Source organism: Paenibacillus baekrokdamisoli, from assembly GCF_003945345.1.
Lineage (GTDB): Bacteria > Bacillota > Bacilli > Paenibacillales > Paenibacillaceae > Paenibacillus_Z > Paenibacillus_Z baekrokdamisoli.
Genome location: NZ_AP019308.1, coordinates 2880032 through 2898292 on the forward strand (window position 1 = coordinate 2880032; position 18261 = coordinate 2898292).

The 18261-nt window shown below is 46.0% G+C and carries 16 protein-coding genes; 2 read left to right on the forward strand and 14 right to left on the reverse strand.

Going from position 1 to position 18261, the window contains the following annotated elements; translation table 11 throughout:
• Positions 1–51 precede the first annotated feature (51 nt).
• The 4 genes from grpE to EKN16_RS13095 all read right to left on the reverse strand — a co-directional run bounded on the left by grpE (position 52) and on the right by EKN16_RS13095 (position 3492).
• A complete protein-coding gene (grpE, locus tag EKN16_RS13080; protein ID WP_375782065.1) occupies positions 52–627 on the reverse strand; it encodes a nucleotide exchange factor GrpE in 576 nt (191 codons plus the stop codon).
• 23 nt (positions 628–650) lie between these two features.
• Complete coding sequence (gene hrcA, locus EKN16_RS13085; protein WP_125657633.1) at positions 651–1676, reverse strand: heat-inducible transcriptional repressor HrcA; 1026 nt, start codon at positions 1674–1676, stop codon at positions 651–653.
• 782 nt (positions 1677–2458) lie between these two features.
• On the reverse strand, positions 2459–2671 hold the full coding sequence (locus EKN16_RS13090; RefSeq protein ID WP_125657636.1) for a hypothetical protein: 213 nt from the start codon (positions 2669–2671) through the stop codon (positions 2459–2461).
• A gap of 359 nt (positions 2672–3030) precedes the next feature.
• Positions 3031–3492: an N-acetyltransferase gene (locus tag EKN16_RS13095; RefSeq protein WP_179955621.1), complete on the reverse strand. Its 462-nt coding sequence runs from the start codon at positions 3490–3492 to the stop codon at positions 3031–3033.
• Positions 3493–3685: 193 nt separating this feature from the next.
• Between EKN16_RS13095 and EKN16_RS13100 the strand changes: the two genes are divergently transcribed.
• Positions 3686–4228: a DUF1572 family protein gene (locus EKN16_RS13100; protein ID WP_232016393.1), complete on the forward strand. Its 543-nt coding sequence runs from the start codon at positions 3686–3688 to the stop codon at positions 4226–4228.
• A gap of 93 nt (positions 4229–4321) precedes the next feature.
• On the opposite strand, the gene hemW is transcribed toward EKN16_RS13100, so the two are convergent.
• The 5 genes from hemW to gpr all read right to left on the reverse strand — a co-directional run bounded on the left by hemW (position 4322) and on the right by gpr (position 10581).
• A complete protein-coding gene (gene hemW / locus EKN16_RS13105) occupies positions 4322–5485 on the reverse strand; it encodes a radical SAM family heme chaperone HemW (protein WP_125657645.1) in 1164 nt (387 codons plus the stop codon).
• Between the two features lie 121 nt (positions 5486–5606).
• Complete coding sequence (lepA, locus tag EKN16_RS13110; protein ID WP_125657648.1) at positions 5607–7424, reverse strand: translation elongation factor 4; 1818 nt, start codon at positions 7422–7424, stop codon at positions 5607–5609.
• A 67-nt stretch (positions 7425–7491) separates the two neighbouring features.
• Entirely contained in the window at positions 7492–7983 is a 492-nt protein-coding gene (locus EKN16_RS13115) for a hypothetical protein (RefSeq protein ID WP_125657651.1), read from the reverse strand.
• Positions 7984–8020: 37 nt separating this feature from the next.
• The gene (gene spoIIP / locus EKN16_RS13120; protein ID WP_125657653.1) at positions 8021–9232 is read right to left on the reverse strand and encodes a stage II sporulation protein P; all 1212 of its coding nucleotides are present in this window, start codon (positions 9230–9232) and stop codon (positions 8021–8023) included.
• Positions 9233–9564: 332 nt separating this feature from the next.
• Positions 9565–10581 (reverse strand): GPR endopeptidase, encoded by a 1017-nt coding sequence (gpr, locus tag EKN16_RS13125; RefSeq protein ID WP_125657655.1) that lies wholly within the window; start codon positions 10579–10581, stop codon positions 9565–9567.
• A 212-nt stretch (positions 10582–10793) separates the two neighbouring features.
• Here gpr and rpsT point away from each other — a divergent pair, with 212 nt between their 5' ends.
• Complete coding sequence (gene rpsT, locus EKN16_RS13130) at positions 10794–11066, forward strand: 30S ribosomal protein S20 (protein ID WP_125657658.1); 273 nt, start codon at positions 10794–10796, stop codon at positions 11064–11066.
• Positions 11067–11146: 80 nt separating this feature from the next.
• On the opposite strand, the gene holA is transcribed toward rpsT, so the two are convergent.
• From holA to EKN16_RS13155, 5 genes are all read right to left on the reverse strand, one after another.
• A complete protein-coding gene (gene holA, locus EKN16_RS13135) occupies positions 11147–12169 on the reverse strand; it encodes a DNA polymerase III subunit delta (protein ID WP_125657661.1) in 1023 nt (340 codons plus the stop codon).
• 237 nt (positions 12170–12406) lie between these two features.
• A complete protein-coding gene (locus EKN16_RS13140) occupies positions 12407–13546 on the reverse strand; it encodes an anti-sigma factor (RefSeq protein WP_125657664.1) in 1140 nt (379 codons plus the stop codon).
• On the reverse strand, positions 13543–14091 hold the full coding sequence (locus tag EKN16_RS13145) for an RNA polymerase sigma factor (RefSeq protein ID WP_125657667.1): 549 nt from the start codon (positions 14089–14091) through the stop codon (positions 13543–13545). The genes EKN16_RS13140 and EKN16_RS13145 overlap by 4 nt, the downstream gene beginning before the upstream one ends.
• Before the next feature lie 306 nt (positions 14092–14397).
• Positions 14398–15351 carry a D-2-hydroxyacid dehydrogenase gene (locus EKN16_RS13150; protein ID WP_125657670.1) on the reverse strand — a complete coding sequence of 318 codons (954 nt, stop codon included), beginning with the start codon at positions 15349–15351 and terminating at the stop codon, positions 14398–14400.
• A 159-nt stretch (positions 15352–15510) separates the two neighbouring features.
• Positions 15511–18213, reverse strand: coding sequence for a ComEC/Rec2 family competence protein (locus EKN16_RS13155; protein WP_125657673.1), 2703 nt, complete (start codon positions 18211–18213; stop codon positions 15511–15513).
• Between the last annotated feature and the right edge of the window lie 48 nt (positions 18214–18261).

Below are 18261 nucleotides of genomic sequence, written 5' to 3' on the forward strand. Positions count from 1 at the left end.
ACTCGCTTCGAAAGCATAAGCTTCTATTGGTTTGTATAGATAGCTGAACGTTTAACCGCTAACTTTAACCATTGCGGGACGCAGCACTTTATCCTTCAGCATATAACCTTTTTGCACCTCTTCAACGACGATGCCTTCTTCATGTTCTTCGGATTCCACCTGCATAATCGCTTGATGAATGTCAGGATTGAACGGAACACCTACGGTCTCCATCGCCTTCAGACCTTCTTGCTCAAGGACTTGCTCGAGTTGACGGAAGATCATATCAACCCCTTTTGCAAAGGATTCCACATCCCCACCGCTCTTCGCAGCTTCGATGGCACGGCCAAAGTTATCAACAACGGGCAGCAGCTGCCCAATCAGCTTCATGGAAGCATATTGTCCAAGCTCTTCTTTTTCCTTCAATGTACGTCTGCGGAAATTATCAAAGTCCGCCTGTACACGTAAAAAGCGCTGGTGATTCTCATCCGCTTGCTTCGCTAATTCATCCAGTCGTGCATCCTCAGAACTTTCAGTGAATGCGGAAGTTGAATCAGCTGTTTCTTCCTGTACCTGTACATCCTCTTGTTCATGAGAAGCGCCGTTGTCATCATGTTTATGTTCTTCATCAGTATGTTGTTCATTCACACTCACGGATCACTGCACCTCCTTCATTTATTCCAGCGGCCCAGCAGTACTGCCATATCCTTAGACAATACATCGAGCAAGCTGATTACCTTTCCATAATCCATACGAGTCGGACCCAGTATGCCAATGGTTCCTAGCGACTGCCCATCAACCGAGTAGGTTGCGGTAATTAAGCTGCAATTGTTAATCGCTTCATGTGCATTTTCAGTGCCAATTCGAACTTGAATGCCGCTTGGCAAAGCCGTGAACATTCGCATCAGTGTTGGCGTTTCATCGAGCAGATCGAGTAAAGTCTTTACCTTGTCAACGTCCTTGAATTCAGGCTGCGTAAGCATATTCGTAGTTCCGCTTAAGAAAACGCGACTATCATCCTCGCTCTTGAGCGCTTCATCTAATACACCAAGCAGCTGTTCACAGCCGTCAACATAACGTCCAAGCTCTTGACCAACCTCGGAATAAAGCTTCGATTTCAATCGTACAAGAGGCACACCAATGAGCTTCTTGTTCAAAATCTGAACGGCTTGCTCCATCTCCGCCATACTCATATCAGGAGGAATGGCGACCGTCCGATTCTCAACATGTCCCGTGTTCGTCACGACGATGGCAACAGCCGTATCCGAGCTGATCGGTACAAGCTGAAAGTGCTTCAGCGAAGTCGTGAAGGTCTCTGGTCCGAGAACAATAGACGTATAATTAGTTAGGTTAGAGAGAATCATCGCAGCATGCTGGATGATTTGTTCCGTTTGAATCATTTTTTCTGCGAAAAAGGATCGCACGGTATTAAGATCCTGTTCATTAACTTCCCCAAGTCTCACCAGATGATCAACATAATAACGGTAGCCTTTAATGGAAGGGATGCGACCTGCTGACGTATGCGGCTGCTCCAGAAATCCGAGCTCTTCAAGATCGGCCATTTCATTGCGAATCGTCGCCGGACTAAAAGCGACATCTCCGCGCTTTGAAATACTGCGCGAACCAATGGGCTCAGCTGAGCGGATGTAATCATCAATGATAGCGTTAAGTATCATACGTTGCCGATCTGTTAACATCGCAATCCCTCCTAAGCATTTTCGAAGAAAACCTGCTCGTAAGCATCAACTTCGTTTCGAAATTATTTACTCCGAAAGCAAAAGTCTAATTTGCCTCAAAAGCTCGATAAAGACGTTCCGGAATTCACTCATCCGAGAATCGTTAGCACTCATTGTGGTCGAGTGCTAATCATTAATACAAAAATACCAAACCAACTTGCCAATTGTCAAGTCAGTTCAGCATTTTATGCTCATCTATTTCATCGCAGCAGGGCTGTTTGGGGCAATTATAGCAAACTGTCCATACTTTCTCACGGAAGAAGTGAATATTTTTATCCGCTGCTCTCATTAGACATCCCTCGTTGTTCCATTAAGCGTCTTGGCTCCTATCTGAGAAGAATCATTCATGATTTCAAAACATCTTCAATAACCATCTTACACTCTTGAATTTTTGTAATAAACTCTTGTATATTTGTAAACCCCTCTAACAGCGATTCAGACGTCCAATTAGAAATAAGAGGAAAGCCTCCATTTCATTCTATCGATTTTGGGCTGAGTGGTTTCATTTCTCCCGTTAATCTTGCTGAGCGGACTGTGGAACCGCTATTCAGATCGAAACACGATTCCAAACAAATTCAGCGGACACAGGTTCCGCTATCAACTGAAATCTAGCTGATTTCAGTTGATTTGCTGGAGAATAGCGGCTTCTCTGTCCTTTATTCTACCTAATGCAGCGATTGGACTGAAATAAGAGCTCTCCTGTCCGCTCAACATCTGATTACCTTCGTCATCAACCACTAGTTTTAGTGTTGAGCAGAATTTTTTAATGCTAATGATTTCAAATCATCTAACTGCCCTTTATGCTTCAATTCAAAATTCACAAATAGTAACGAGTGTTTGAAAATGACATGATCACCCGTTTGTTCATTCGAGTAGGAAATACGACCACCTGTTTTAAGTAAATTTGAATCTGTATAAGAACGACTAAATCCAAATGACTCCATAAACGGATCCATATAATAAGAAAGCCACCCATATTGAGTGGCTAGTCATTAAAGAATGCTGAGCTACGAGCGCATCAATACGACCATAATGTAGTCTCTAAAGTAGAGTACGTCTACGCTGATTTACACGCCATTTGTAGGTAGGATTATTTTTCGAACCAATTATCTCCTCGCTAAATCTTCTAAATTTAGCGTTAATAGCAACTTTCAACAACAAAAAGACCATCTCCCATTAGTCAGCTAATGCCCTAACGATTAAGTGGTCTGATGAATTTGAATCTCGTTCTATCATTATTCTTTCCCTTTATAAAACCCTTGAAACCCGTGGTTAATCATTTTCCTAAAAAATACCAAACCAACTTGGCGTCAAGTCAGTTTAGCATTTTAAGTACAGCTATTTCATCGCAGCATTGCTGTTTGGGGCAATTGATGCAATCTGTCCATACTTTCTCGGGGAAAATTTCTTTATCTACAATGTAGAATCCATTCTTCTTGAAAAAGGATACCTCATACGTGAGTGCCATAATTTTCGGGATATTCTGTTCCTTCGCTTCGAAGATCAGTTGATCCACTAGTTTACTCCCGATCCCAAGTCCTTTATATCCCTCAGAGATTCCGAGCGAACGGATCTCAACCAAATCACTGCCAAGCTTGCATAAAGAGCCGCATCCTACGACTTCACCTTGCACCTCAGCTACAACAAATGTATCAATCTGCCGTTTCAACGTCTCGCGAGATCGCGGTAGCATAATACCTTTCTCGGCATAACCAGCTATTAACTGTTCTAATGTCTCTACATCTTCGTCGGTCGCCTTTCTGCATACCGCTTCCATTGCAATCGCCTCCAAGCCAGCTCTATAATTACATTCATTTTCAAAAAATAATTAACATGTATAAATATACAACACGATGCATGTTTCCACAAGTATAATTTATCAGGGTGATTTCAAATTTAGTTCAGGCTCTGCTCGCGATAACGTTATAATAAAGTTAATTTCTATTTACCTTCAAAGGAGAGTGGATGTATTGCTGGCTGAGCATCTATTAACGGTATCTATTCAAGATTTTCTGAGTATGAAATCTCTGGGGGACAAAGCGATGAAGTCGCTTCCCGAAGAAGGATTTCTATGGTCGCCAGAGCCAGAATCCAATAGTATCGCAATTCTTATTAACCATATGTCGGGCAATATGATCTCACGCTGGACAGACTTTCTCACAACAGATGGTGAAAAAGAAACGCGCAATCGCGATTCAGAGTTTGAATTAGGAACTATTAATCGGGATGAATGGCTTCAGCGTTGGGAAGCCGGCTGGGCCGTCCTGCTAGGGACACTTAGAGGCCTCGAGCCAGAGGATATGTTAGCAACCGTTCGTATACGCGGCGAAGCACACACGGTCGTCCAAGCCATCCACCGTCAAATTTCTCACTATGGCTATCATGTTGGCCAGATCGTCTACATTGCCAAAGCCTATTTAGCCACACAATGGCAGCCACTTAGCATTCCAAAAGGCGGGTCAGCCTCCTTCAACGCAAACAAGCTGAACGATGCACCTACGATAAAGGAATAACGTATGGAGATAACCTATACTTTCTTATGTTGTAATAAAATACGAGGTCTTGGGATGCTAGCACCCAAGACCTCGTTTTCTATCCAATCCTCATTAATTCCCAATAAAGGCTCCAAAAACCTCATTCCCGAGCGGAATACCTTTCTCGGATAGACGGTATCCTCTCCCTCCATCAGCATGCTCGATCGGCTCCAGAAGACCGTTATCTAACATACGACGCAAAGGAAGATCAAATACCTCTTCAAGTGTGCGACCTTCAAACTGCTGCTCAAAGCTGGCACAACTGACCCCATCCAGCATCCGAAGACCGACCATCATAAAGTCTTCCATCGCCTCTTCTTCCGGCACTTCATTCGTTTCCAGTCGTGGCAGGCGAGTTAAGCTTGCATCTATAAAAGGCTGAACCCCTTTTATATTGATATGCCGCTGACCTTTCGCATAACCATGCGCACCTGCACCAAGACCGTAATAAGGCTCATTACGCCAGTAGGTCGTATTATGCCGACTCTCGAAGCCTGGCTTTGCAAAATTACTAATCTCATAGTGATCACGCCCAGCTGCCTTTAATTTATCGATCAGCAGCATATACATGGCCAGCTCATCCTCTTCCGGAGGAAGCGGGAGCTCATTACGCTCATAAAGCGCATGAAACAGCGTATTCTCTTCCACCTTCAAGCCATATAGCGAGTAATGCGGCAGATCCAGCTCCAAAGCACGATTGACGCTATCGGAGAGCAGCTCGACTGTTTGCCCTGGCAAACCAAACATAAGATCAATAGAAAGATTAGTAAAGCCTGCTAGGCGAGCATTCTCGATGCTTCGATAAACATCCTCAACATTATGAATACGACCGATACGGGCAAGGAGCACATTGTCGAATGACTGGACACCAAAGCTAATTCGGTTCACGCCTCCAGCCTTCATAGCCTTCAGTTTATCGAGATCCGTCGTGCCTGGATTGGCTTCCATTGTGAATTCTGCATCCGGATGAATGGGAAAATACTTCTTCACCGAGCTTAGGAATCGCTCCATTTGTGCGGGATTCAGTACCGTTGGTGTACCGCCTCCGACAAATACAGTACGGATTTCCTCTGGCGGAATTTGTTCTACAGTCATAGCCATCTCACGTTCAAGCGCATCCAGATACTCGTCAACTGGCTGTCCTTTGAGCACATAAGATGTAAAGTCGCAATAATGACATTTGTTCGTGCAGAATGGAATATGAATATAAAGCGCTCGCGGCGCATGCATAAGCATGTAATCAGTCACCTCCAAGACAAGACATCCCTTCAAAAAAGGAAGCTTGTCATTGCTTTCATTAAGTAAACATCTATTTGTAATAAAAGAAAGGGAGCTCGCGGCTCCCCTCCAAAGTCGTTTAATCCTCGTCTATTCGCAATACCGCCATGAACGCCTCTTGCGGCACCTCAACACTGCCGACCTGCTTCATCCGCTTCTTACCTTCCTTCTGCTTATCAAGCAGCTTCCGCTTCCGGCTAATGTCACCGCCGTAGCATTTGGCAAGAACGTTTTTGCGCATTGCTTTAACCGTTTCCCTGGAAATGACCTTATTGCCAATTGAAGCTTGAATCGGCACCTCGAACATTTGTCTAGGTATAAGCTCCTTCAATTTCTCACAGATGATACGTCCGCGGTTGTAAGCACGATCGCGGTGAACAATAACTGATAATGCATCGACCTGTTCATTATTAAGCATGATATCCATCTTCACTAGGCTCGACTTACGATAACCAGACAGCTCATAATCGAACGAAGCATAACCCTTCGTGCTCGACTTCAGCTGATCAAAGAAATCATAAACGATCTCAGACAGCGGCAGATCATACGTAAGTGTTACGCGATTCAAGTCCAGATATTCCATGTTGATGAAATCACCGCGCTTGCCTTGGCAAAGCTCCATGATAGCACCAACATAGTCGTTCGGAACGATTATCGCGGCTTTAACGAAAGGCTCTTCAACAAAATCAAGCTTGCCGGCCTCTGGATAGTTGGACGGGTTATCGATTGTGAGAACTTCACCGTTCGTTAACGTGACGTGATAGACAACGCTTGGTGCGGTCGTAATGAGCGGAATGTTGAATTCCCGTTCAATCCGTTCTTGAATAATCTCCATGTGAAGAAGGCCAAGGAAGCCACAGCGATAACCAAATCCTAGTGCTGTGGATGACTCCGCTTCATAACGAAGGGAAGCATCATTGAGCTCCAGCTTCTCAAGCGCATCACGAAGGTCGTTGTAATCCTGTGTTTCAATCGGATACAATCCGCAGAATACCATCGGATTGATTTTACGATAACCAGGCAAAGCCTCAAGAGCTGGCTTCTTCGCGTCCGTAATGGTATCCCCGACGCGCGTATCTTTAACATTCTTAATGCCTGCGACAACAAAACCAACGTCTCCAACTGCGAGCTCGTCAACAATGCCCATGCGCGGCATGAAAGCACCAACCTCGATGACTTCGAACTCAGCAGCCGTCGCCATGAAACGAATCTTATTGCCTGCCTTAATGCTGCCATCAATGACGCGTACATAGACAATTACGCCCTTGTAGGGATCATAATGCGAATCGAAGATAAGTGCTTTAAGAGGATTGTCCGGATTCCCGGTTGGAGCTGGTACTTTCGCCACCACTTGCTCCAAAATCTCCTTGATACCGATTCCTGCCTTGGCTGAAGCCAACACTGCATCGCTCGCATCAAGTCCGATTACATCCTCAATTTCTTGCTTAACCCGCTCTGGTTCTGCACTTGGCAGATCAATCTTGTTAATAACGGGTATAATCTCCAAATTGTTATCAAGTGCCAAGTAAACATTGGCGAGCGTCTGAGCTTCAATCCCCTGCGCAGCATCAACAACGAGCAGCGCACCTTCACATGCCGCAAGACTGCGCGAAACTTCGTATGTAAAGTCGACGTGTCCTGGCGTATCAATTAAGTTCAAAATGTACTCTTCACCGTCATCGGCTTTATAACCAAGACGAACGGCCTGCAGCTTGATCGTAATGCCGCGTTCCCGCTCCAAATCCATCTGATCCAGTACTTGCTCCTGCATCTCACGCGAGGAGAGCGCTCCGGTAAATTCCAATATCCGGTCCGCTAATGTTGATTTGCCATGATCGATATGGGCAATGATTGAGAAATTTCTAATTTTCTTTTGTCGGTCACGTACGTCCGCCATGCCTAACCCCCAGAATTGCCTAAATAGCTAACCATTCTTTTTATTATAACAGTTCGAGGGGTAGCCATCAATCCGTAACGGATTCAAAAAAAGAAACGATGAAACGAATGCCTTTACTTGAGATGGATTGAAGCACGTCGGCCGTCCCATCGGCCAGTTGATTGACAGATGAATCCGTGCGCAGATCAGGAACGCCGGGAAGTCTTCCATAAGAATCTGTTTGCAGATTCTGGTCCGTTTGAAGCTTCGGTGGATCCTGTGTTTTTCTCCCATGCTGCGCATCGACAACGCGCTGAGCTCTAGTTGCGTTTGTTCCTTGATTTGCCGGAAGCTCTCGATCAACATTAAGATTATCCTCCGTACGAGTGGAGGATGTGGGTGATTCATACGAAGTAACGGGCTGCTCATATAAATTTGTTGGATTAACCGAAAGTGCCCCTGTCTGATCGATTGGACCGTTCACTCGTTCTATACCACTTGTTGCCATATCAATTCCAAATAGTACAACTAGCGCAACCGCTCCTCCGACTACAGCCATTTTCAAAGATTGACGACGCATGGTTTTCCCTCCTTATTATCTATCTCACGCCACATACCTAACTGGACTTCGGTGCGATAACCTTCTCATCACCCCAATACAGTTCCGAGATCACCTTTGCGAGTACATCTACTGTTCGATAGGACTCCTCAAGCGTATTATCAACACCGCCAACTTCGATCAGCACGCTGTCTGGTGCAATGGACTGGTTATATTCGCCATTGCCACTCGCTGTTGTTTTGCCATGAATTCCGCGAGAAATTCCTGGATATTGTTTATCGAGCTCGGCTTGAATTTGGTTCGCGAAAGCTTCGTTCTTTTTCCAATTCTTATTGGCTAGACCAATGATAAAGAAAACCTGCGCATAAGATTTGCCCTTAATGGTCGTGGTCGTGTTTTTGCGATGCGCTGAGTCACGATGAATATCGAAGAAATATTTTAACTCTTTGTTGGCAGATATCGCTGAGGTCACCGTTTTCTTGGAATACTTATAGGATAGGACCCAATTGAAATTTTTAATCGCGCTTGGATAATCAGTTGATGAATGAAGAGCGCCCATCCCTCTCGCTTCAAGCTTCTCTTCAAGTCGTTTACCTATGAGAGTAATATTTTTAGTTGAGGACTCTGCATATTTCGTGCTTTTCAGCTCAGGAAACCAAGACTCCCGGCTATGCGAATGATAAATAAAGACAACCTTACGTCCACTTGTAGTTGGTTTAGCTGCTGGATCTGTCTGTGTATTAGGATCCGTTACCGGTTTCGTGTCTGGAGCAGGATCTTGGGGTGAATCGGAGCCCTCAGCAGCTTGATCCCCAACAATAGGCAGAGGCTCGTGGTCCTCAGGCTCGATAGTCGAATCAACCGTTGAGCTGGCTCGGAGTAAGAACGCATCGTCTCCCCCAAGTCCCGGATACTCCCTAGCTAGCAAGCTCTTAGGGTCAGATGGGTTAACATCTGTTAACAGGCGAACGAGAAAATTACTAACCTGCCTCCCTGAGAAGGAAGACTCCATTCGCACCTGCCCGGTTCCCGGCATTTCCATGGATAACATGTCCATGAATAGTCCGCTGGATACCGTTGCAGCGAAGCCTTTCATAGAGGAGACTGGGGAGGATGAAGCTCTCTGCTGGAGGATCGCCCCTATCCCAATAACAAGAACTAGAACCATGGAACCAAGCGACATCAAGGCAAACATCCGGCCAGTTACGAGCAAGTGACGAATTTGTTTACTGCTTTTCCCTATGTTCCATGTCATGACAACTCGTTTCATCTCACGTATCCTCCCAGATGTTATTTCGTTTCTCTCGTATGCCCTTTTAGCTATTACTACCTTATGAGGATGCTTGAATTAATAGAACCGAAAGTTTAATAGAGTACCAGAATAGATAGAACTGCTAGATTACTAGATTTGTTCGTTTCAAGCTGCATTCCAAATTCGCATACAAGAAGAAACGGCTAGCGCCGTCCTTAGCGGCGAAGAAAGTTTCTTCCCTCTGAAATATAAGCAAAGTATAGAGGAAACTTATACTTACTTATATTTAAAAAAGAGCTTCCTCCACTGTAGAATAACCAGCTTGAGAAGCCTTGCTAAGGATAAGCGAGTTAATGCGTATAAGCAGATACGTTAGTTTTATCGACTGCATCATGGAGTGCAGCATTAAGCCCACTTGCAACAATATTGGCAATATCCTCAATAAACTGGTCAATTTCCTTCGGCGTTACAAGCAAATCGTGACCAAGAGGCCCAAGCGCTTCGCGAACAAGCTGCAAACGATCATTCTCTTCCATCTGGTTAATCAGCCCAAAGATATGATCGGTGTTCCCATTCTGATCCTTCACATGATTGCGCATAAGATCGATCGTATTATTAACGATCGTCGAAGCGTAGACCACGGTCGGCACACCGATAGCGATAACAGGAACGCCTAATAATTCCTTTGTTAGGCCTTTTCTTTTATTCCCAATTCCCGATCCGGGATGAATACCCGTGTCGGCGATCTGTATGGTCGTATTTACACGTTCAAGCGCTTTTGAGGCAAGGGCATCAATTGCTATAATGACGTCCGGCTTAGCACGCTCTACGATCCCCTGAACGACATCGCTGGATTCAATACCCGTAATTCCAAGTACCCCCGGAGCAATGGCACTGACATTGCGGTAGCCAGGAGCAACCTGATCCGGCATCAATTCAAAAAAATGGCGGGTCACAAGCGTATTCTCTACCACGATGGGACCGAGCGCATCTGGCGTGACATTCCAATTTCCTAGTCCGACAATGAGTACATTCGCCGTTTTCCCAATCCCAATTCGCTCAAGAAACGTTTCAAATTCCTGGGCAAGCTTAGTTGCAACTCGATCTTGTAAACCCGTATCCTGCTTTCTTAACTCAGGTACCTCAAACGTTACATAATGACCAATCATCTTACCCATAAGCTGTGATCCCTGTTCGTCCACAATATCAAGCCTTGTGATCGTAATGCCATCATCCTCTATCACCTCAGATAACACCCCTGGAATCGGCCCCTTGCCTCCGGATTCCACCATTTCCTTTGCCTCAAGTGCTAAATCGATACCGACGGTAAAACGCTGCAAATCAATATCATGCTCATAATCATTCATCGCAATAAGGGCGCCCCTTCCAACAAAGTTTAAGTTAGTTTGCGATGACCGAAGAAGATTTATGCGAAAGTAGGAGGAAATATACAAATTCGATTGCTTAATAGCCACAATGACGAATCGTTCAGCTATTGCAATTTGCCTATGCCCATGGTAGAATGTTTCAAGTTGTGTTTGTTACAAAGGGGTTTCCCTTTTTACAGGAGGTGAATGCAATGCCAAACATTAAATCCGCAGTGAAACGTGTAAAAACGATTGAAAAACGTCGCGCTTTGAACGCTTCGCAAAAATCGGCTCTTCGTACAGCCGTTAAAGCCGCTGACCTAGCTGTTGTTGCTACTGATGTTGATGCTGCTAAAGCAGCTCTTATTCATGCAACAAAAAAACTGGATAAAGCCGTTAATAAAGGCCTGATCCACAAAAATGCAGCTTCCCGCAAAAAGTCTCGCCTGGCGAAAAAGCTTAACGCTCTTTCGGCACAAGCCTAATAAAAACTCAAGTCCTGCTCACCGCAATTGCGGTAAGCAGGACTTTTTTATTGCCTTTTTTCCCTCCTATCCGTTGCTCTCTAGGTAGCAACAGATAAGAGAAAGAGTTCCAGTCCAAGCGTCTTATCGACTTGACCGGTCTTCATTTTATAATCCAGCTCAGCCAAACGGTTCAGATGTCCACCCAATACCTGCACAGATAGGCGCTTTGCTTTCTCAGCTGCCAGCTTTACCGCGTAAGGGTGAAGTCCAAGCTGTCCCGCCATTTGCTGAGGAGAGTAATGATGCCGCTCGAGCTCTTTTATCTGAAGCATGATGCGGAGCTGTCTAGCCATTAATGCAGCAATCTTAATAGGTTCCTCTCGCCTTAGCAATAGCTCGCGATAAAGCTTGAGCGCCTTATCGACCTGCTGGGAAGCCATCGAATCAATTAAAGCAAACACATCCTCCTCTACAGTCGAAGCGATAAGCTGCTCCACATCAATAGGACGGATTGTACCTCCTACGCCCGCATGTAAGCAGAGCTTGTCCACTTCATGAGCAAGCTGCTGCATATTCGTTCCCGTTCGCGAGAGCAGAAGCTCCGCAGCCTCACGGCTCATCTCTCTACCCTGCTCCTCAACCCGTTTGATTGTCCACTCGCGCAGTTCATTTTCCTGCAGCTCCTGAAAGGGAATAAGGGCATCCTGATCCTTCAGCAGCTTGACCACTTTACGACGTTCATCCAGCTTGTCCGCCATAACCTGAAAAACAATGACACTGCTCTCACAGGGCTGCTGCAAATAAGCAAGTAATCGATCCGTCTGATGATCAATCTTGCCCTCTTTACCTTGAGCCGCGGCTAAAACCGATTGATCGCGAATACTGACCAGCTTACGGGAAGCAAAGAACGGAAGCGTATCTGCCTCCGCGACAGCCTCCTCAATAGCAGTCTCTGATGTATCAAATTTCACAATACCTAGCTCGCGCTCATCCTCGGGCAGCAGCATGCTAATTAGCGTGGATAGGAACTGTCTCATCCGATAGCGGTCTTTCCCATATAATACATAGACTGGGCGAAATTTGCCCGCCTTCCATTCCTTTATCGCTTCTTTCATTTCCATTCTTGATCGACTCCTTATCCGCCGCACTTTTACACGTTCTGACATCAACAAAGGGATGAAGTCTGTGATGACTTCATCCCTTTGTCCCCGAACATCTATATAAACATACGCAGGCAGTCGGTCCATGGTTCCGTCCTGCGAATGGTCATACGACGTTAAGGTCCCGTCCTATGACGTTTTCCGTTTGCTCCATTATACGCGAATATCACGTCATGTGTGCGGAAAACGCAAAAGAAATTATTTGATTTGGGGCTGTTCCGATCCCGTGCTTATATCCACCACATATCCTGACTTACTCTTGCCGTCAGCTGAAGGCGTCTCATACGTGAGCGTCTTACTGTCCGGTGACCATAGCAGTGAATTAATCCCAGCCGTCCTTGCAGCACTTTGGAAAATCAACGTATTGTCTTCCGCCATGTAAATTTGGAGGGTTTGGTCCACAACATAAGCCCTGTATTTGCCATCTGGTGAATTCGCTTGTAATTCCGTGTTAATAACATTACTAACGCCTAGAGTAGCGTTTGTAGACTTTTCAGAATCTGCATCCGCAGCGAAGCCAGCTTTTCCATCTGTACTGGAAACCATCATTTTATCGGAATCCGTAGTATCAGCTGTATGATCCGAATTCGACTTATTCGGTACTGTTGTTTCAGATACTGAGAAATTGGGTGAAGTAACCTTATCTGAATTTTCTTGCATTTTCTCTTTGTACGTATGCTTCTCCAAAGGGGCTCCATTCGGATCCAGCGATTTGGTAGAAACCTCTCCTTGCTGATTCTTCATCGCTACACGTTCTTGTTGTTTAGACGCAGGCGCCTCCAGAGCGCTTACTTCCGAATCCGCCTTAGGTGAATCAGCAGAAGTAGTGGAGCTTGCCTCTGCAGTCAATGCCGTCGAATCCGGAGAAGAAGCTGAATCTGCAGTCATAGTGGATTCATTGCTCTTGTTAGATCCCGATTTAAGTGGATCCGCACCATTATAATTGACTAAGAATAAGCCTACGACAACCCCTGCAGCAATGACGCCGCCAACAGCACGAAGCGAGAAGCGGTCTCTCCACCTTCCCCCCGTTCGATTGCTAACCTCTCTTCTATGAATCGTGGAGATTGGTTCCTTATTGTCAATAGATCCCATATTGTCGGAGACAGCACTGGCCTGAAGTTCATGAAGACGCGGTAAAATCGCATCAACCAAGCTATAGCTCGGCATCACTTTGGGCAGACTTTCAAGACCGGAAGATAGCAGCTGCAAGCGTTCAAACATGGCCGCACAGTTAGAGCAATGCCTTGTATGAGTCATCAAGATTTCGGCTTCCTTGTCATCAAGGTCACCATCTAGCTGCCGTTGCATATATTCCATCACCTCTTGACAATTCATCCTCGGACACCACCTTTCTGATAATCGTGAAGGTACGTTTGCAGCTGCTGTCTGGCCCGGAAAAGATAAGATTTAACCGTATTGAGAGGCAGATCAAGAGAATCAGCAATTTCGTTATAGGAGAAATCCTGCAAGTACCTCAGCACCACTACTGCTCGGTGATGCTCTGGAAGCTTGTCGATTGCCTTCCTAATATCCTGTACTGCATAAGATGACAGCACTTCCTCCTCAACCGAATGCGAATCATGGAACACCATATCGTGCTCATCAATGGAGACAGTTGGTTTTGTGCGCCTAAACTTATCAATACAAATATTCGTAACGATTCGCTGCACCCAAGTTTTAAACTGCGCTTTCTCTTCATAGGTACCGATCTTTGTATATATCCGGATAAGCGCTTCTTGCGCAGCATCCATCGCATCTTGCTCATTATTTAATATATAATAGGCAGTCCTGTACACATGATTTTCAATCTCTCGCAATAGAGAAATCAGAGCATCGCCATCGCCAGCTTGTGCGGCTTTTATTAGGCCGGGCTCTACCACGGAGGCTCCCCCTCTCTTGCAACCTTTCAGACGGAAAGGTTCCTTATTATGTTGCAGTTCCCGATAAAATTCTTTAAAAAAAATTTAGGTTATAAAACACATTGCATTTCCATAAAAACAAACACATAGCTACCCTAAACAATAGCAGAAAAGTTGATTACCGTACACCCTCAGAATGCGATACCTTTCAAACATTTAGTCTTACTGGGAGCGTTATCCAATAAAAAAAGGGATGCGATAACGTCGATAAGCTGGGCTTAAAACCCAGATTGCGAGCGTCGCATCACCTTTTATAAAAAAGCCCAATTAATATTCATTCTTTAAATCGACGAGGTTCACAGAAGGCGAGCCATCACTTATGTATGCCTTCAGATTCTCCATAAATATATCCATTGCTCGATCATCATAGGCGGTCGTAACTCCAGCTGTATGAGGTGTAATAATCACATTGTCCAGCCCCCAGAGAGGATGATCCACTGGAAGCGGCTCCTTTTCGAAGACATCCAGCCCTGCACCTGCTATCACATGATGCTCCAGCGCTTCGACAAGCGCTGCTGTATCCGTCGTTTTGCCACGACCTATATTAATATAAAAAGCAGTTGGCTTCATCACAGCAAACTGTTCTTTACCAATAATATGCTCTGTATCTTTAGTAGAAGGAAGACAGTTTACGATATAATCGCTTTTCTCCAAGACTTCTTGAAGCCCATCGATCGTATACATCGTATCAATCCCTTCCGCAGGCTGCCCGGATTTACGGACCCCCAGAACCGTCATGCGGAACGCTTTGGCTATTCTAGCCGTCTCCAGCCCTATAGCACCGACTCCCAATATTCCGATTGTGCGATTATGCATTTCTCCCATACCGTCTTTCCCCTCCCAAATGCGGGATTGCTGATTACGAATGGATAGATGCAGATGACGGGTGAAGGAGAGCAGCATGGAAAAAATCGTTTCTGATATCGGAAAAGGATGCACGCCAGATGCATTCGTTAAATAAATACCATGTCTTTTGATCTCTTCAAGGGGTATATGATCAACACCTGCCCCAAAATGTTGTAACCATTTGAGTTTCAATTCTTCACCGTACAGAAGTTTCTTGACCGCTTTATTCCAGCCAATAATAATCTCAGCATCAAGAAGATGCTCTTGCAAGGTTTCGGGATTGTCGCCGTTAATGAAAGTCCATCCGGATGCTGCCTCCTGAATTCTCAAAACATGCTTCGGCTCAAGCTGTCTCGCCGCAACTATCTTCTTCATCCTCGTCCCCACCCTCGCAAAAATTTAATTGAAATACTACCATTTACAGATAGGGGTGTCAAACAACACAGAAGAAGAGAGTTCATTTAAGAAGATTATTGGGAAGTTAAAACTTCATCGGATTACGGAACTAGTACCGATTAGTTCGCTTCTCATGTACTAGTTATTCACTACCTTTTGTCTCATTTGCAGCTGATTCTTCTCCGATATCCGAAATTGTACCTCTCCGTTTAAATCCGTGCGCTTTACCTGAGTTCCAGATGTTTCTAAACGTTCAAGCACATTAGTGTTAGGATGACCGTACAGATTATTACGACCGACCGAAATAACAGCCATATTGGGATGCCAATAAGCGAGCCACGCTTCAGATGAGGAGGTTTTGCTGCCGTGATGAGAGACTTTTAGCACATCGATAGATTTATTCTGCTGCTGCTCAGGATGAAGCCTTTGGAACTGCGAAAGTAAAAAATCCTCTTCCGCTTTATCGGCATCTCCCGTAAGTATAAAGGTTCGATCATAGAGGTGTAATAGCAGAGCAACGCTTTGACCATTCTGTTCCTTCACGGTTGGTATAAACGCAGTCTGGTTAATTGTGGTGTCGGGTGCGGCTCCAATTAGTTCAATGGTTGCATGCTCATCCATTTTCCAGCTCAAACCTCCTTCCGCGCGGTAGAGTGGAATATGATTCTCGACTGCCGTTTGAAGCACAGATTGGGCATCAGGAGAGGGCTTATAGGTTCCATTCCATAATATTCTTTTTACAGGAATTTGCTTGAGAACCGCAGTTAAGCCTTTAATGTGGTCACTATCCAAATGTGACAGCACAAGCAGGTCTATAGCATGAACACCTCGCTGCTGTAAAAGCGGCACCACCACCTTTTGCCCCACTTCAAATGGATCCCTGCGCTCTCTCCATTCATCACCCGGCTTACGAAAAACGACCGATCCTCCGCCATCTATTAAAATATGCTTCCCGCTAGAAGTACGAATCAGAATAGAGTCGCCTTGTCCGACATCCAGAAAGCTTACATAAGCATCGTTATCCTTCCAATCCGGGTAATAAGCCCAAAGTAAGGGGATTACAAGTATCAATAAGCAAAATAAAGGAAGGAGCCTGCGGATTATAATATTCGGTTTGTAAGCTCCCTCTGACGAATACGGACTGATAAAAGGAATCGGTTCTGTTCGATCAAGTGGCTGTGTTTCTGTAAGATCACTTGCCTGCAAGGATTGAGATTGTGCAGATAAGGGGGAACCTTGCAATTCGTTGTTTGAATCGTATTCCAGTCCCTGCTCATTCGGTACTAGGTGTCGTCGGTTGAACGCACTTCGGAGCGTTGTTAAACTCACGGCTATTGCTGTATACATACAAAGTACCCAAATTAGTGAAGGTGTTGCCCATATCATACGGAAGCTCTGAATTTGGCTTAACTTCAGGACGAAACCAAAAGTTAGCTTGTTGCCAAGAATGGCAGCCATAGCAAGCAGGGATCCAGCCGGATGCCAAATGGCATCCAGAATAAGCGATGCTCCCCCCAGCGGCATCACGATGAAACTGATAAATGGCACAAGTACGAAATTCGCAAGTAAAGAGAGCAAATGAAATTGATTGAAATAATAAACCGTTAACGGAAAGGAAATTGCTTGAGCTACGATGGTAACCGTAATGAGGTCAAACAGTGCTTTGGTCCGCGGTCCGCTTGGCAGCCATCTGCGTACAGGCGGTACGCCTAAAATTAAACCAGCCGTCACTAGAAAGGACAGCTGAAAGCCAACATTGCTTAACATGTACGGATCCCATGCGAGCATGATCAGCGCAGCGGCGGCCAGCAAATGAAGGCCGTCCTTGAGCTTATCCATGCGAGCTGCCGCAAGGCCGAGCATGGCCATTATTCCGGCGCGCATCACCGATGGGGAAGCACCTGCGAGCAGCACATAGAAGGGCACTGCGACGATCATAAGGAGCAGCATCCGCTCGCGCGTCATGCGCAGCAGACGCAGTAGTCCGCTCAATACGTAGAGGAATACCGCTACGTGCAGGCCGGAGATCGCTAGAATATGTGTCAGCCCCAGCTGCGAAAACTGGCGGAACCGATCAGGGTCAAGATCGTCGCTTATACCGAGGACCAGCCCCTTCATGTATCCGGATTGTTCACCTGGGTATAAGGCATCCATGCGGTTGCCCAGCGCCGTTCGCATGGCATCGATGCGGCTGAGCATTGATGCCATGCTGAAGCGAGCCCCTGCACTTGTATGCAAGGAGGCGGCTCCGCTTGCTTTGAAAAGCCAATGTATGCGCTGACTCTTCAAATAGCGGCGATAATCAAATCCGCCGAAGTTGGTCGCCTCAGTCGGCTGCGTCAGCTCGCCGGCTATGCTTATGCGTTCTCCACGCTGCCACCTCGCCGCGAGCGCGAGCTCCGTCTGCGCTGCAAGTCTTACCTGTACGAGCAGGCTTTCGCCGCTGATGTCCCGCACAGCCTGTTCCCCTGTGAGGCGGACGTCATTCGCCGTCATGCGGAACTGAACGCGGTCACCGTCAATCTCGACCGAGGAGCTTATCGCTCCTGTCACCTCCGCTTCATAGGAGGTAGTAGTGCCTGGTCCTGCAGAAATGAGTATCTCAGGGAGTGAGCTTACATTATGCGAATCCACCCATACACGCTCCCCAGCAGCGATGCCAAACGCCAATAAACAAGACACAGCGAGCGGCCAAGCTGTACGCTGTCGAAGCAGCATAGCCAGCCAAGCAGCAGCAAGCGAGCCTCCTGCTAGCAGAACCCCGCGGCTTTCGAGTCCGGCCGCAGCACAGCTGCCTAACAGCCAGCAGATTGTAAATAGGACAAGTGGTCTTCGCAGCATTACAGCCCCTCCTTTCTGCACCCAACAAAAAAACCTCCAGCGCACGCC

What these genes read in the sequence shown, in the direction of transcription:
- EKN16_RS13095 (WP_179955621.1), bottom strand. Translation starts at nt 3,492, where the DNA reads ATGGAAGCGGTATGCAGAAAGGCGACCGACGAAGATGTAGAGACATTA.
- hemW (WP_125657645.1), bottom strand. Translation starts at nt 5,485, where the DNA reads ATGCTTATGCATGCGCCGCGAGCGCTTTATATTCATATTCCATTCTGC.
- EKN16_RS13140 (WP_125657664.1), bottom strand. Translation starts at nt 13,546, where the DNA reads ATGAATTGTCAAGAGGTGATGGAATATATGCAACGGCAGCTAGATGGT.
- hrcA (WP_125657633.1), bottom strand. Translation starts at nt 1,676, where the DNA reads ATGTTAACAGATCGGCAACGTATGATACTTAACGCTATCATTGATGAT.
- EKN16_RS13155 (WP_125657673.1), bottom strand. Translation starts at nt 18,213, where the DNA reads ATGCTGCGAAGACCACTTGTCCTATTTACAATCTGCTGGCTGTTAGGC.
- EKN16_RS13115 (WP_125657651.1), bottom strand. Translation starts at nt 7,983, where the DNA reads ATGCGTCGTCAATCTTTGAAAATGGCTGTAGTCGGAGGAGCGGTTGCG.
- EKN16_RS13090 (WP_125657636.1), bottom strand. Translation starts at nt 2,671, where the DNA reads ATGGATCCGTTTATGGAGTCATTTGGATTTAGTCGTTCTTATACAGAT.
- spoIIP (WP_125657653.1), bottom strand. Translation starts at nt 9,232, where the DNA reads ATGAAACGAGTTGTCATGACATGGAACATAGGGAAAAGCAGTAAACAA.
- rpsT (WP_125657658.1), top strand. Translation starts at nt 10,794, where the DNA reads ATGCCAAACATTAAATCCGCAGTGAAACGTGTAAAAACGATTGAAAAA.
- holA (WP_125657661.1), bottom strand. Translation starts at nt 12,169, where the DNA reads ATGGAAATGAAAGAAGCGATAAAGGAATGGAAGGCGGGCAAATTTCGC.
- EKN16_RS13150 (WP_125657670.1), bottom strand. Translation starts at nt 15,351, where the DNA reads ATGAAGAAGATAGTTGCGGCGAGACAGCTTGAGCCGAAGCATGTTTTG.
- lepA (WP_125657648.1), bottom strand. Translation starts at nt 7,424, where the DNA reads ATGGCGGACGTACGTGACCGACAAAAGAAAATTAGAAATTTCTCAATC.
- gpr (WP_125657655.1), bottom strand. Translation starts at nt 10,581, where the DNA reads ATGAATGATTATGAGCATGATATTGATTTGCAGCGTTTTACCGTCGGT.